A 14816-nucleotide genomic window follows, 5' to 3' on the forward strand; every position below is an offset into this window, starting at 1 on the left:
TATGCTTTGTAATAAAATTACCTATTTAATTTTGTTTTCTAAAACTCTGTAGGCACTGAAAGAGTGTTTGTAAAATTCTGAGAGAGTGAGAACTACAGACTCACGTCGACCAGTTCGTCGTCAGTCGGCATCTCGCGGTTCTTCAGCGCGCCGCCGGTCCGGCCGTCGAAGAGGTGGATGCGGTTCTGGGGGAACACGATGTCCAGCGTGCTCCCCTCGCTGAGGAGGATGTCGCCGTCGATGCTGGCGGTCACCTGCTGGCCACCTATCTCGAAGTAGACGAACGTGACGTCGCCCAGCGGTTCGGTGACGGTCACGTCGGCGCTGAAGGCGTTCGGTTCGTCCCCGTCGGCGAGTTCGATGTCTTCGGGTCGGATACCCAGCGTCACCGAGTCCGAGACGTCCGCCACCGCGTCGGTTCCCTCCTGGTCCAGCAGGTAGTCGAACACCTCGTGGTCCAATCGAGCGCCCGCGCCGGTTCTCGACAGCGACGTCTCGAAGAAGTTCATCGAGGGCGACCCGATGAACCCCGCGACGAACTGGTTCGCGGGTTCGTGATAGCACTCCAGCGGCGTCCCTATCTGCTGGAGTTCGCCGTCGTTCAGGACGGCGATGCGGTCGCCCATCGTCATCGCCTCCGTCTGGTCGTGCGTGACGTAGACGGTGGTGACGCCGAACTCGGACTGGAGGCTCTGGAGTTCGGTTCGCATCGTCGTCCGGAGTTTCGCATCGAGATTCGAGAGCGGTTCGTCCATCAGGAACACTTCCGGGTCCCGGACGATGGCGCGGCCGAGAGCCACGCGCTGTTGCTGACCGCCGGACATCTCTCCCGGTTTCTGGTCGAGGAGTCGTTCGATGCCCATCATCTCGGCCGCCTCGCTGACTCGGGTGTCTATCTCGCCCTTCGAGAGGTCCGTCGTCATCTTGAGTCCGAACGACATGTTCTCCCGCGCGGTCATGTGCGGGTAGAGCGCGTAGCTCTGGAACACCATCGCCATGTTGCGGTTCTTCGGTTGGCGGTCGGTGATGTCGACGCCGTCGAGACTGATCGTCCCCGACGACGGCGTCTCTAAGCCGGCGATGCAGCGGAGCGTCGTCGACTTCCCGCACCCCGACGGTCCGACGAGGACGAGAAATTCGCCGTCCTCGATGGTGATGTCGAGGTCGTCGATGGCGACGATCTCCCCTTCCGCCCCGGGGAACACCTTCCGGAGCGTATCGATGTCTATCTCTCCCATGTGACCCACATGCGAATAGGGGTATTTATATATTACTCAGCGGCCACCAAAAGTCCCCAAGATTGGCGATTCAGAGCCTATAGAGCGCTTTGAGTGCAGATAGCTGCCGACAAATTTTGTTCACACACCGTGAATTAATTGGCTTCGAGAGCCGCTCCGAGGTCCACACGCGAGAAGGGAGAATCCGGCGTTTTAGACATTAACGATAGTGAACGTAGTCGAATCTCTCGAACGACACCGCGAGGAGAACGCGGGCGGCGAGAGCCAACCGTTCACGATTCATGAACAAGCTTAGGAGGGTGGACGACGAACCGCCGTTCATGACCGACTCGCGCGCGCCTCTCGCGCAGACGACGGTGACGAGTCTCCGCGTCGTGGAGGCACTCGACGAACACGGCCGACTCGGGGTGACCGCGTTGGCGGCGGAGTTAGACCTCGCGAAGGGAACAGTCCACAAGCACGTGACCACGCTGGAACGCCTCGGATACGTGGTGAAAGAAGACCGAGAGTACCGACTCGGACTTGGCTTTCTCGGCGTCGGTGTCAACTCTCAACGCCGTCTGGACGTCTACCGGGTCGGGCGAGGACCGACCGACCGCCTCTCGAAGGCGACCGATACGGTGGCCAGTCTGATGGTGGCAGAACACGGCCGGGGGCGGTACGCCTACCGCGTTCCGCACGGCGACGAGTACGAACTGGCTCACCACGAGGGCGACGTCCTTCCCCTCCACGCGACCGCAGGGGGGAAGGCGATTCTCGCGTACACCCCCGCGGACCGGCGCGAGGAGATACTCGAATCGCACGGCTTGCCACCGATGACGGAACACACCATCACGGACCGCGACGCGTTCCGGGAAGAACTCAGGAGCGTCCGCGACACGCGGACCGCGTACGACCGCGAGGAACTCCTCGACGGGTGGCACTGCGTCGCCGCACCCATCACGAACGAGGAGGGCGACGCCGTCGCCGCCGTCTCCGTCTCCGCGGAGACCGAGTTCGGCGACGCCTCGAAGCGGACGCAGGACGTGCCCGGACTCGTCATCAGCACCGCGACGGCGATAGAGAACAAACTCCGCTCGCCCTGAGCAGCGTGTGATGTCGTGTCATTTATCACGGTACTCCGCCTCGTTCCGGGGACGGAGGATCACGTGACAGAGAAGCCGAACGTCCTGCTCGTACAGACGGACCAACAGCGGTGGGACACACTCTCAGCGTACGGAAACCCGATGGACCTCACGCCGACACTGGACGGGATGGCAGAGCGCGGCGTTCGGGTCGAACACGCGTTCTCACCCCAACCGCTCTGCGGACCCGCGCGGGCGGTGCTCCAGACGGGGCAGTACGCCTCCCGACTCGGCGTCGTCCGCGACTCCGTCCCCCTTCCACACGACGCCACGACGCTCGCCCACGCGTTCAAAGACGCAGGCTACGACACCGGGTTCGTGGGCGACTGGCACCTCGCGGGGACGTTCGACGAGGCGGTACCCCCGAAGCGACGCCACGGCTACGAGGATTTCTGGGTCGCCGCCGACGTCCCGGAGTTCACGACGCGGCCGAACGAGGGGACGCTCTACGACGGGTACGGCGAGCCGAGAGCGTTCTCGACGTATCGGACGGACGCGTTCACGGAGTTCGCTATCGAGGCGATAACGGAGCTTTCGGAGCCGTTCGTGCTCGTCGTCTCGTACCTCGAACCCCACGACCAGAACGACGCCGGGCGGTTCGTCGGACCGACGGGGGCCGCCGCGAGACACGAGACGAATCCGCACGTTCCCGACGACTTGGACGGCAGACCGGGCGACTGGTACGCCGAACTGCCGGATTACTACGCGATGGTCGAGCGAATCGACGAGTGCGTCGGTCGCCTGTTCGAGGCGTTAGAGCGCGAGACGTACCGCGAGTCGGTTCGGTGTTTCACCGCCGACCACGGCTGTCACTTCGAGACGCGCCCCGGCGAGCATAAGCGAAGCTGTCACGAGTCGTCCATCCGCGTCCCGATGCTGTTCGAGGGGCCGGGGTTCGAACGACGCGGGCCGGTGGAGGAACTCGTCTCTCTGATAGACGTCGCGCCGACCCTCCTGGACGCGGCCGGCGTGGGAGTGCCCTCGGAGATGGACGGAAAGAGTCTCCGACCGCTCGTCGACGGAACGACCGAGACGTGGCGCGACGCCGTGTTCGTGCAGACGAGCGAGGCCGAAATCGGCCGGTCGATTCGAACCGAGCGCTGGAAACTCGGCGTCGCCGCGCCGACGATGGCCGGGTGGCGCGGGGGGATGGGCGACGAACGGAGCGACCTGTACGTCGACCGCTACCTCTACGACCTCAAGTCGGACCCCGAAGAACACGTCAACCTCGTCGGCCGCGCGGACTACCGCCCGAGAGCGGACGAACTCAGAGAGCGACTCGCGGCGTTCGTCGCCGACGTCGAGGACGACGACCCCGAGTTTCGAGCGTTCGAGAACCCCGGCTACCGCGAACTGTAGGGCGCACACGTCGACCGACGGAACGAGAGCCGGTTCGGTCGTCGGATGCGAAACGCTATTCGGGACACGTCCTGTCCTCCGAGAGACGTGGGACGGAGTTTCGAGTTCTCGGGTGACTCGCTCAGTCGTCTCTTACGCCTGTCACAGATAGCCGTGCTCCTCGCCGTCCTCGTCGCCGTCGCCGTCACGACGGACGGCGTCGGCCGCACGGCGGTGGTCCTTCTCTTCGCCTCGCTCGTCGTCGCGACGGGAGTCGGATGGTGGCGGAAGCGAACCGGCCGCGACGGGTTCACGCATCTCGGGCGACTCGACGATATCACGTACGACCCGTTCGCGGACCCCGGGCAGGCCGCGAAACACCGCTGGAAGAGAGCGGTCTGTCGGCTTCCCGGGAGCGACGAAGACGACGACGGGGACTAATCGGACGAACTGCCGGAGTCACGAGGACGTCGCCGTTCCGAGGCGGACCCACGCGACGCCGGTGACGAGCAACAATCCGACCAACGGGACGAACAGCAGTCGCATCGCCGCGGCGACGCTCGCCCCCTCGATGACGAACCCCATCACCGCGGGGACGCCGGCGATACCGCACGAAGAGACGACGAGGCCGAGCGCGTTGACGGGTGCGCTGTGTTCCGGAGCGCTCTCGGTCGCGTAGGCCAGAAGCGTCGGGTAGAGGCCGGACAGCGAGAGCCCGATACAGAACACGCCGACGAGGAGGCCGAGTCCCGACGCGACGAGGAAGGTGTACGCCGCCGAGAGCAGGCAGAGCGAACCGAGACCGAACGCGAGGGGGACGTAGCCGAACCGTTCGGACAGCGACCCCGCGACGAACCGTCCGGGAACGTACGCGGCCAAGAGGACGCTCAACGACACCGTCACCAGCGACGGTGCGAGTCGCCCCTCCGCGTACGTGGTGAGCCACGTGAAGAGGCCGCCCTCGACGCCGGTCGAGAGGAGGATGCCGGCCGCCATCACCAACACGGCCGGACTGCGAACGACCCGAGACAGACCGTCTATCGTGAGCGGTTCGTCGCCGCCGTCGACGGACGGCGCGGGGAGATACCACACGAGGGCGGCGACTGGGAGGAAGGCGACGCCGAGTACGTAGTAGGCGAGTCGCCAGTTGGCAACCAAGAGGGCGGCGGCGACGGCCAACGGACCGAGCGTCGCGCCGACGGCCCACATCATGTCGTAGTAGCCGAACAGCCGTCCTCGACGGCGAGGGTAGAGGTGGCTCAACAGCGGCCGGTCGCTCCCGCGGCCGATGCCGGCGAACGCGCCCCGGAGGACCAACGCGCCGAGAAACACCGAAAAAGAGGGGACGAGACCCATCGCGAAGACGCCGACGCCGGTTCCGACGACGCCGACCAAGAGGAGTCGGCGCGTGTCGAGTCTGCCCGCGACGGCCCCGACGGCGGCGACGAAGACGAGAAATCCGATAGTTCCCGCAGGGGCGACGAGTCCCAACTGCCACTCGGGCGTCCCGAAACTCTCGCGCAACGAGGGGATGACCGCGCCCTGAATCTGTAGCGTGGCCCCTTCGAGTGCGGCGAACGAGAACACGACCAGCGTCCACCAGCGACGACTGTCGTGCTCTCGTGCAGTCTCGCCGTCGGTGACCGTCTCCATGCGCCGACCACGACGCACCGACGGAAAAATATTTTGTAGTTAGTCGTATAATCTTCGTCCATGGCAGAGGACAGTCTGCGTGACCACCTCGTCTCTTTCGGCCTCTCGGCGAAGGAGGCGGAGGCGTACCTCGCCATTCTGGAGTCCGGCGAGGCGACGACGGGTGACGTCTCCCGTTCGGCGGGCGTCTCGCAGGGGTACGTCTACGAACTCGCGGCCGAACTGGCCGACCGGGGGCTGATAACCGTCGACGAGGCGGCCAGTCCGACGCTCCTCCGCGCGCGTCCGCCGGGTGAGGCGGTCGGCACGTTCACCGACCGACTCGACCGGATGGAGTCCGAGATAGCGACCCGATTTCGGCAGTCCGACGCGGGCGAACCGGCGGTCGAAATCGTCCACTCGCGAGCGACGGTCAGAAAGCGCATCGTTCGCACCCTCGAACGCGCCCGGCGCGACGTGATACTGACGCTCCCGGCCACCGAGTTCGAACACGTGCGCGAGTCGCTCTCGGAGGCCAGAGCGCGCGGCGTCGCCGTCTATCTCCAACTCGTCGCGCCCGTGGACCGCGTCGCGGACGACGTGGAGTGGGACCGGTACGCCACCGTCGCGGAGACGTGGGACGCCCGGCCGCCGGTCACCGTCGTCGCCGACGAGGAGACGGGCGTAATGGGGTCGCACAGCATCCTCTCGGGCCGTCACGGTTCGGCGTACGCGCTCGTGTTCTCGCAGCGAGACATCGCGGGTGGCTTCTTCGGGAACGCCATCAGTAACTTCTGGCCGATGGGGGAGGTACTGCACGTCGCCGACCCCGACCCGCTTCCGGCGACGTACGACCACGTCCGAACCGCCGTCACGAACGCGGCACTGCACGAGGCGGCCGGTCGGTCGCTCCTCGCGGACGTGACGGTGCGAGCGGTGGGCACCGAGGAGACGACGACGTACGAACGCGTCCCCGTCGTCGCCGTCCGGCAGAACCTCGTCGGCGACCCGACGAACGAGTTCCCCATCGAGAACAGTCTGGTGTTCGAGACGCCGGACGGTCGAATCGCCGCGGGCGGGAACGACGGGAGTCTGCAACCGTTCTACGAGGGGTACGCGGCGGAGTCGGTGACGCTGTACGACGCCGGGTCCGCCGGGGATACGACGTCGCCGTGAATCCGAACGGACGCCCGTCCCGTCGCCTCAGAGCCGAACGTCTTCGCCGTCGTCGGGGACGAGAACGTCGTCGACGGCCGACCGTAACTCCTCGCGCGTGAGCAGACAGTGGTTGATGGCCTCCATGTGGACGGCGAGTACCGTCGCGTCCGTCGACGAACGGACCGCGGCGACGTCGTCTTCGGCCATCGTGATGGGATCACCTTCGAGGAACTGCGCCGCACCGGCGTTGAGCACGACGGCATCGAGGTCGTAGCTGTCCAGCGTCCGTTCCACGTCGTCGCACCAGACGGTGTCGCCCGCGAGGTAGACACTCGCTCCGGCCTCGAAGACGAATCCGGAGACGGGCCCCATCCGCTCGGCCAACTCGCCGTGTCCGTGACGGCCGGGCGTCCGTCGAATCGTGACTCCCTCGAACGCCGTCTCGTCGTCGACGGGTCGAACGTCGGTGAATTCCTCCTCGACGAAGGCATCCGCCTCCTCGGGTTGGCAGAACAGCGGAACGTCGTCTGCGAGTTCCGCTTTCGCCGCCTCGTCGAAGTGGTCCGGGTGGCGGTGCGTGACGACGACGGCGTCGTACGTCAGGTCGACGTCCGGCAACGGGACGAGCGGGTTGTCTCGCTGGTTCGGCGTGTTCTCTATCGGTGGCATGTCGCCCGGCGCGCCGAGCATCGGGTCGACGAGGAACGTCGTGTCGGCGGCGGCGAGGAGGAGCGTGGCGTGGCGGACGAGACGGATGCTGGCGTCTGTGGTCGTCGGCATACCCCGATAGTCGAACCGAGCGGACTTGTTCGTTTAGTCGTCGGCACGGTAGACGACCGGGCGGGGACGTCCAAGCGGGCCGAAAGAAGAGACGTGCGGCCGCCCTACCGCCGGAGAAAACCCAACAGTTCGTAGTCGTGGTCGGGCGTGTACTGACGGAACAGCAGGCTGTTCGTCAGCACCGACACGGACGAGAACGCCATCGCTCCCGCCGCGAGGACGGGTTGGAGGAGTCCCAGCGAGGCGAGCGGAATCATCGCCGTGTTGTAGCCGAGCGCCCAGAAGAGGTTCTGTTTTATCTTCTGGAGCGTGCCGTCGGAGATACGGATTGCCTTGACGACGTCCTGCGGGTCGTCGCGCATGAGCGTCACGTCCGCGGCTTCGATGGCCACGTCGGTCCCACTGCCGATGGCGCACCCCACGTACGCGACGGCGAGGGCGGGCGCGTCGTTCACGCCGTCGCCGACCATCATCGCCTTCGAGCCGTCGGCCTGAATCTCCTCGACGGCGTCGGATTTGTCCTCGGGCAGGACCTCCGCGCGGACGTTCTCGGGGTCGATGCCGACCTGTTCGGCGACGGCGCGGGCGGTTCGCTCGTTGTCGCCGGTGAGCATCATCACCTCGACGCCGCGCTCTCGAAGCGCGGCGACGGCGTCTTTCGCGCTCTCTTTGACCGTGTCCGCGTCGGCGACGACGCCGAGGAGTTCGCCCTGCGCGCCGTCCGAACCGGCCCGCGCGACGAGCATCGCCGTCTTGCCCTCGTTCTCAAGTCGCTCCATCGTCGATTCGGCGGACGAGGGGTCGATGCCCTCGTCGCGCAGGAGTTTGCGGTTGCCGACGAGTATCTCGTCACCCTCGACGGTGGCGCGGATGCCGTGCCCCGGGACGTTCTCGAACTCGGTGGCCTCCGGGACGTCGATACCGCGTTCTTCCGCGCCCTCGACGATGGCGCGAGCGAGGGGGTGCTCGCTGCCGGACTCGGCGCTGGCGGCGAGTCTGAGCACTTCGGACTCGTCTGCGCGTTCGCGCGTCGCGACGGCGCCGCCGTCGGACCGCGGGTCCGACGCGTTCGCACTCGCGTCGTTCGTCCGGCCTCCGTCCGTCACCGCGTCGCCTGCGGCGTCGAACGTCACCACGTCGGTGAGCGTCATCTCGCCTCTCGTGAGGGTACCCGTCTTGTCGAAGACGACGGTGTCGACGTCCTTCGCGCGTTCGAGGACGTCACCGCCCTTGAACAGCACGCCGTTCTGCGCGCCGATGGTCGTTCCGACCATCGTCGCCGCGGGCGTCGCCAGACCCAGCGCACAGGGGCAGGCGATGAGCACCGACGACGCGAAGACGACGACGGCGAACTCGAACGCCGAGAGCGCCGCGGGGCCGCCGCCGACGAGTCCCCAGAGCGGAAGCGACCCGACGAATCCGGCGAGCGTCTGGGGGAACAGATACCAGACGGCACCCCAGAAGAGGGCGTTGAGGATGACGACGGGGACGAAGTACGCGGAGATTCGGTCCGCGAGGTTCTGAATCTCGGGTTGCCGCGACTGCGCCTCCTTGACGGTCTGGACGATCTGCTGGAGGGCGGTGTCCTTTCCAACCTTCGTCGCTTCGACGACGAGGACGCCGTTCTCGTTGATGGTCGAACCGACGACTTCGTCGCCCGGTTCCTTCTCGACGGGGACGGACTCGCCGGTGACCATCGACTCGTCGACGGCGGACTGACCCTCGCGGACGACACCGTCGGTGGGAATCTGCTCGCCGGGGCGAACCTTCATCCGGTCGCCGACGTCGACGTCTTCGATGGCGACCTCACGCTCGGTTCCGTCCTCGTCGACGAGCGTCGCGGTGTCCGCCTCCATCTCGAGGAGGGTGCGAAGCGCCTCGCTTGCCTGCCCCTTCGACCGGGCTTCGAGGTAGTTCCCCAGCGTGATGAACACGAGGATGAGAGCGGCCGTGTCGAAGTACAGGCCCTCGCTCGCGAGGAGTCCCAGGAGGACGACCAGCGAGTAGAGGTACGCCGTGGACGACCCGAGGGCGATGAGCACGTCCATGTTCGCCGTCCGGTTCTTCACGAGCGCTTTGTAGGAGTTGACGTAGAACGGACGGCCCAGCACGAACTGCACGGGCGTCGCCAGGAGGAACTCCACCCACCCGAACTCGACGCCGAGGATTCGGTCGGGGAGGACGGTGCCGCCCAAGAGGAGCTTATCGACGATGAAGAAAAGCAACGGAGCCGAGAGCGCCGCCCCGAACAGCGTGAGGCGGAGTTGCTTGCGAATCTCGGCCGTTCGGGCGGCGTCGCGTTTGTCTTCCGCGGACTCCTCGGTGCCGTCGTCCTCGCGAACGGGCGAGTAGCCCGCGTCCTCGATTGCGGCGTACAGGTCCGAGAGCGTCGCTTCCGCGGGGTTGTACCGGACCTGCGCCTCGTCGGTGGCGAAGTTGACGTCCGCCGAGACGACGCCCGGCGTCCGTTCGAGTGCGCTCTGGACCGAGTCCGAGCAGTTCGAACACGACATGTCCGTGATGGCCACCGTCGTCGTCTCCGCGACGGGGTCGTAGCCGGCGTCGTCGATGGCGGCGTAGATATCGCCCAGCGAGACGCGTTCGGGGTCGTACTCGACTGACCCCTCGTCGGTTGCGAAGTTGACGTTCGCCTCCCTGACGCCGTCGAGACGCTCTACGGCCTCGCTCACCGTCTGCGAACAGTTCGCGCAACTCATCCCTTGCACGTCGATACGGCTTTTTCGCATACTCATTGGTGCTAGTACGGGTTCCCCATTCAACCGACTTTCCCTTTCGGACGTGAAGCGAGAGACGCACGATATCTTCGATTCGAAAGTCGTGGCTTCGGAAGAGTGCGAAACGGAACGGTCGGTCGTCCGTCTCAGGTCGCGAGAGCATCCATCGCTGGAGGAGTGTCGTGAGTCACCGGAACCTCCGGACGGAGCGGCGATAGATGTTTATTGCTCGACCAGTCGTATCGGCTACCCTCATGTGGCAGCGAAACGTCGCGAGGGCGGTGGTGGTGCTGGTGGTGATTCTCGTTCTGTTCGGCGCTGCCGCGCCGTCTGCCGTCGCCCAGTCGTATCCGCCGTGGGGCGACTACTGCGCGGCCGTCATCGCCGACCAGAAGGCCGAGCAGGCGGAGTTGAACGACCTCATCGAGAAGAGTAACGCGCTCACTCAGGCGAAAGCCGAGGAGATGAGTCTGGAGGGTGCGCCCGACGACCTCTCGATAATCGCGTGGGTGGCCGCACAGTCGAAGGCCGCGAGCGAGAAGTACGACGCCGATATCGAGGCCACACAGGCGGAGATACGGGAGACGTCCGCCGAACTCACCGCCATCAACAGCGAACTCGGCGACTGCCAGTCGGAGTACCACGAACGCCTCAGAGCGGGCGCGTTCGACGGACCGGGCGAGCCTCCGGTCTACGAGCGGACCGGTTCGGCCACGGAGGCGGGAGACGTCGCTCCCGAGTCGTCGAGCGAACCCGACGTCGCCGACGAGACCGGCGACTCACCCGCGAGCGACGGCCCGCCCGCATCGGAGCGCCCGGAGTCGGGCGAGGATGACGAGACTCTTGCACCCGTTTCGAGCGACGACCCGCCCGCGGACGGAGACGATGCGGCGAGTGGCGAGAGCGGACCGGCCGACGCTGTCGGCGAGAACGACGCTGTCTCCGACGAGACGGGAGCGGCGGTCACGGGAGGCGACGCTGTCTCCGGCGGGGCCACCGCGAGCGGCGAACCGCCGGCCGAAGAGACGCCGCCGGCGGGGTTCAGGTACGACGAAGAGGGGAAACTGGTTCTCATCGGGACGGCGACGTACGTCGCCGCCCGCGGCGGAACGAGCGCCTACCAGCGGATGAGAAAGAAAGAGAAGACGGCGTCGGTGACTCAGGCGGTCCTCGCGGAGGCGTCCGCGAACCCGACGGAGACGACGCGGACGGTCGTCGACTCGGCGAGCGACGTCGTGAGTCCGATAGACGACGCGACAGACCTCGGCGACGGCGCGGTGAAAGAACTAGAGCAGAGCGCGGCAGAGTCGCGACCGACCGCGAAGCCGAACGCGACGAAACCCGCGGTCACGAAACCGGTCGTGACGAAGCCTCGCGTCTCGAAACCGTACGCCACGAAGCCGTCGTCGCCGAAGTTGTCCGTACAGAAACCACCCGCGGCCCCCGTCGCGAACGCGTCGGCCGCCACGAAACTGAAGTTCGCCGCCGGGGCGAACAAGGTCCTCAAACCCATCGCGAAAGTTACCGGACCGCTCGGGCGGGTCGTGAGCGCGACGGACGTCGCAACGGCGTACTACGAGGACGGCCGGACGTGGGGAGAGCACACCTCGAAGGCGTCGGGGAAGGCGCTCGGTGGGATGGCCGGTGCCGCGATAGGTGCCGCCGTCCTCGCTCCGCTCGGACCGTTCGGACTCGCCGTCGGTGCCGTCGCGGGCGGGATAATCGGTGAGACCGTCGGCGAGGGACTCGGCGGTGCGCTGTGGAACACCTTCGGAAAGTAACGGGGGTCTACTGCGGGGTCACCACTGCCACTCCTCGCGCGGGTCGACACTGTCTTCCGCGCGGTCGAAGACGTGTTCGCCGTCGACGAAGACGTGCTGTGCGGTCGTGTCGAACTGGTAGAACGGGCCGTCCCAGACGACCACGTCGGCGTCGGTGCCCTCCGCGAGCGTTCCGACGCGGTCCTCGATACCGAGAATCTCGGCGGGGTTACGCGTCACGACGTCGAGTGCCGCCTCCTCGGGGAGTCCCTCGCGGACGGCGAGACCGACGCAGACGTCAAGGTATCGCTGCGGGACGACGGGCGCGTCCGTCTGGATGGCGACTTTCACTCCCTCCTCGTGCAGGATGCCGGGCGTCTCGAACGTGATGTTGCGGAGTTCGTACTTCGCGCCGGAGTACAACGACGGTCCGCAGACGGCGGGCACGTCGCGTTCGACGAACTCGTCCGCGACGAGGTGGCCCTCGGTCGCGTGTTCGATAGAGAGGTCCTCGATGCCGAACTCGTCGGCGATGCGGAACACGGTGACGATGTCGTCGGCGCGGTGAGCATGAACGCGGAGTGGGAGGTCACCCTCGACGACGCGAGCGAGGTTCTCCATGCCGAGGTCGCGGTCGAACGGGTCGCCGTTCTCGCGGGCGTGGTCGCGTTTCTCGACGTAGTCTTCGGCCTCCATCAACGCCTGTCGGAGCGTCGCCGCGACGCCCGGCCGCGTCGACGGTTGGCGGTCCTTTCGCTCCCCGTGGAAGCGCTTCGGGTTCTCCCCCATCGCGGCTTTCATCCCGTCCTCGCGGACGAGCATGCGGTCTGCGACGTCGCCGTAGGTCTTCATCGAACAGATGACACCGCCGACGACGTTGCCCGACCCCATCCGGGCGGAGACGGTGGTGACGCCGTTCTGGAAGGCGTACTTCAATTCCTCGTCTCGGGGGTGAAAACCGTCGAGGGCGTTGACGTGCGGCGTGACGGGGTCTGTCCCCTCATTCACGTCGCCGTCTTCGGGTTCGCCCCACTCGGCCATGCCGGCGTGACTGTGCGCCTCGACGAGTCCGGGCGTGACCGGCGCGCCGCCGACGTCTATCTCCGTCGCGTCCGCGGGGGCGTCCACGTCGCCCACCGCCGCGATGGTTCCGCCTTCGACGAGGAGGTCACCGTCGATGGTCCCGCGGTCCGTCGCGGTGTGGAGCGTCGCGTTGCGAATGACGTACATAGTCGTTCGTTACGGCGACGGGTAGAAGATATTTCGGTTCGAAAAGGAGCGTCGAACGGGAAGGATTCCGACGCGACGAGAGACGAAAGCGGTTCGAGGGTATCAAAAGTCTTCGTAATAGTGATCCGCCAACAGTAACCGTCGTGAACGACTATCCAGACGAGAGAGAACCGACGAACTACGGCTGTACCGTCGATTTTCAGACGAATTAAGACGCTGGTAATCGCCGGAGAGTCGGCCGGAGGACGACTTCCGACGTCGATGAGAGGGACAGAAGAGAAACCGAGTAGCAACCGAGTTCGACGTTCGAGTCTCGTCTCTCGGCGAGAGAGTTCCGACCGGACGGTGGTGACGGCCAACGAACGATATCCAATCACTTCTCAGAAGCTCGTGAGTCGAATCGGACCAGAGAGTCGGGCGGTACAGAGCGAAGAGCCATCCGGAACCGGGCCTCTCCCGATTCGACGATAGTCGAGTTGCGGATAGATACGGGTGGTCGGGCCAATCCATTACATAGCTAATTGCGTGAGGGAATTGTGTCGCCTCCGCACGTCGAGAGGTATTCGCTCTCGACGAATTCGAGCGACGAATCGGGAAGCGAACGTAATCGAAAGACTGCGGTGGACTTCCGGACGAAGCGACCGCGTCCGATACGACCGTGTTCTCGAACCCTCGAAAATCGCGCGGTAAGCGACTCGTACACCACGTTCTCTCGTGAAGCAGTAGTTCGTCGATACCGAATCGAGGCTAGTTCGCTCTTACTCCGCACGCCCGTCTAAACTGCCCGTTGAAGCATCGAACGAGAGACGTCGAAGAACAGTCCTGGATTCTGCGATACCGAACGTGAGCGGCCGAGACACGCTGGTTCAGTAGTGCTAACGGGAACTAAGATTTATGTTCGGCTGTCATAATGTGTCACCTGCATAGCACAGAGCGTAGCCAACACGACCCTCGCAGAGACGACTGTGGTGGACACCGAGTCCACATGACGGTCCCCGAGGACGAGATCGCAGCGTACATGGACGAACCGTACGCGTCGAGCATCACCGACTCGCCGCATCCGATATTCCCGTCGAGCAGTTGGGACCAGCGGATGAGCGGAAAGATAGAGGACAACTTCTCCTCGTTCACCGAGGCCGAAGACATCGTCCGGTTCAAAGAGGAGTTCGACGTCGACTACCCCATCATCAACACGTTCGAACCCTCGGGAAGTTCTCGCAACCGGACCTCGCAATGGAACTGATGCGCGCGTACAACCGTCGCCTCTTGGACAAGTACCTCCAGCACTACTTCACGGCGGAAGAGCGACAGAAGGTACTCCACGACACGCCCGTGGAAGCGTTCCAGTTAGACCTGTGAACGGACCGAGAAACGAGACCCGAGACGGCCAGACGGACCCATGACGGAACACACAGTGGCACGAACGGACGAACTGGACGACGGAGACCGGTTGCTGGTCGAAGTCGAGGGGGGAGAGATAGTCGTGTTCAACGTCGACGGCGAGTACGTGGCGTACACGAACTGGTGTGCCCATCAGGCGGGCCCGGTTTGCGAGGGAACGCTCACGGGGACGTGGGACGCCGACTTCGACAGAGAGGAACTCGAAGTAGGGATGGAGTTGTGCAGAGAAGGCGAGATACTGAGCTGTCCGTGGCACGGATGGGAGTACGACGTGGTCGACGGGTCGTCGCTCACCTCCGACGCCCGCCTCCCCGCTCACCCGGTCCGCGTCGAGAGAGACGACATCGTCGTTCGCGTCTGAACGACCCTCCGAACCGCGGAGTCCGGTCCGCGGCGACTCGGGCCGGTCGAGCCGTCGCG

Annotated in this window: 12 protein-coding genes; 7 read left to right on the plus strand and 5 right to left on the minus strand. The window is 65.4% G+C overall.

Annotated features, from left to right (window positions below):
* Positions 1 to 92: 92 nt before the first annotated feature.
* The gene (locus BM282_RS15165; RefSeq protein ID WP_089882592.1) at positions 93 to 1238 is read right to left on the minus strand and encodes an ABC transporter ATP-binding protein; all 1146 of its coding nucleotides are present in this window, start codon (positions 1236 to 1238) and stop codon (positions 93 to 95) included.
* Between the two features lie 320 nt (positions 1239 to 1558).
* Here BM282_RS15165 and BM282_RS15170 point away from each other — a divergent pair, with 320 nt between their 5' ends.
* From BM282_RS15170 to BM282_RS15180, 3 genes are all read left to right on the plus strand, one after another.
* Positions 1559 to 2323 (plus strand): IclR family transcriptional regulator, encoded by a 765-nt coding sequence (locus BM282_RS15170; protein ID WP_175501570.1) that lies wholly within the window; start codon positions 1559 to 1561, stop codon positions 2321 to 2323.
* Positions 2324 to 2386: 63 nt separating this feature from the next.
* Positions 2387 to 3721 (plus strand): sulfatase-like hydrolase/transferase, encoded by a 1335-nt coding sequence (locus tag BM282_RS15175; protein WP_089882596.1) that lies wholly within the window; start codon positions 2387 to 2389, stop codon positions 3719 to 3721.
* A gap of 87 nt (positions 3722 to 3808) precedes the next feature.
* Positions 3809 to 4141, plus strand: coding sequence for a hypothetical protein (locus BM282_RS15180; RefSeq protein ID WP_089882808.1), 333 nt, complete (start codon positions 3809 to 3811; stop codon positions 4139 to 4141).
* A gap of 18 nt (positions 4142 to 4159) precedes the next feature.
* Here BM282_RS15180 and BM282_RS15185 read toward each other — a convergent pair whose 3' ends face one another.
* Complete coding sequence (locus BM282_RS15185) at positions 4160 to 5353, minus strand: MFS transporter (protein ID WP_089882598.1); 1194 nt, start codon at positions 5351 to 5353, stop codon at positions 4160 to 4162.
* A 60-nt stretch (positions 5354 to 5413) separates the two neighbouring features.
* Between BM282_RS15185 and BM282_RS15190 the strand changes: the two genes are divergently transcribed.
* Complete coding sequence (locus BM282_RS15190; RefSeq protein WP_089882599.1) at positions 5414 to 6508, plus strand: TrmB family transcriptional regulator; 1095 nt, start codon at positions 5414 to 5416, stop codon at positions 6506 to 6508.
* A gap of 27 nt (positions 6509 to 6535) precedes the next feature.
* Here BM282_RS15190 and BM282_RS15195 read toward each other — a convergent pair whose 3' ends face one another.
* Positions 6536 to 7270 carry an MBL fold metallo-hydrolase gene (locus BM282_RS15195; protein WP_089882601.1) on the minus strand — a complete coding sequence of 245 codons (735 nt, stop codon included), beginning with the start codon at positions 7268 to 7270 and terminating at the stop codon, positions 6536 to 6538.
* A 104-nt stretch (positions 7271 to 7374) separates the two neighbouring features.
* The gene (locus tag BM282_RS15200) at positions 7375 to 10023 is read right to left on the minus strand and encodes a heavy metal translocating P-type ATPase (RefSeq protein WP_089882603.1); all 2649 of its coding nucleotides are present in this window, start codon (positions 10021 to 10023) and stop codon (positions 7375 to 7377) included.
* A 236-nt stretch (positions 10024 to 10259) separates the two neighbouring features.
* Here BM282_RS15200 and BM282_RS15205 point away from each other — a divergent pair, with 236 nt between their 5' ends.
* Entirely contained in the window at positions 10260 to 11786 is a 1527-nt protein-coding gene (locus BM282_RS15205) for a hypothetical protein (protein ID WP_089882604.1), read from the plus strand.
* A gap of 18 nt (positions 11787 to 11804) precedes the next feature.
* Here BM282_RS15205 and BM282_RS15210 read toward each other — a convergent pair whose 3' ends face one another.
* Entirely contained in the window at positions 11805 to 12995 is a 1191-nt protein-coding gene (locus BM282_RS15210) for an amidohydrolase family protein (protein ID WP_089882606.1), read from the minus strand.
* Positions 12996 to 13980: 985 nt separating this feature from the next.
* Between BM282_RS15210 and BM282_RS15215 the strand changes: the two genes are divergently transcribed.
* Positions 13981 to 14238: a hypothetical protein gene (locus BM282_RS15215; protein WP_175501571.1), complete on the plus strand. Its 258-nt coding sequence runs from the start codon at positions 13981 to 13983 to the stop codon at positions 14236 to 14238.
* A gap of 156 nt (positions 14239 to 14394) precedes the next feature.
* A complete protein-coding gene (locus BM282_RS15220; protein WP_089882608.1) occupies positions 14395 to 14757 on the plus strand; it encodes a Rieske (2Fe-2S) protein in 363 nt (120 codons plus the stop codon).
* The last annotated feature ends 59 nt before the right edge of the window (positions 14758 to 14816 follow it).

Source organism: Halogeometricum limi (assembly GCF_900115785.1).
GTDB classification, from domain to species: domain Archaea; phylum Halobacteriota; class Halobacteria; order Halobacteriales; family Haloferacaceae; genus Halogeometricum; species Halogeometricum limi.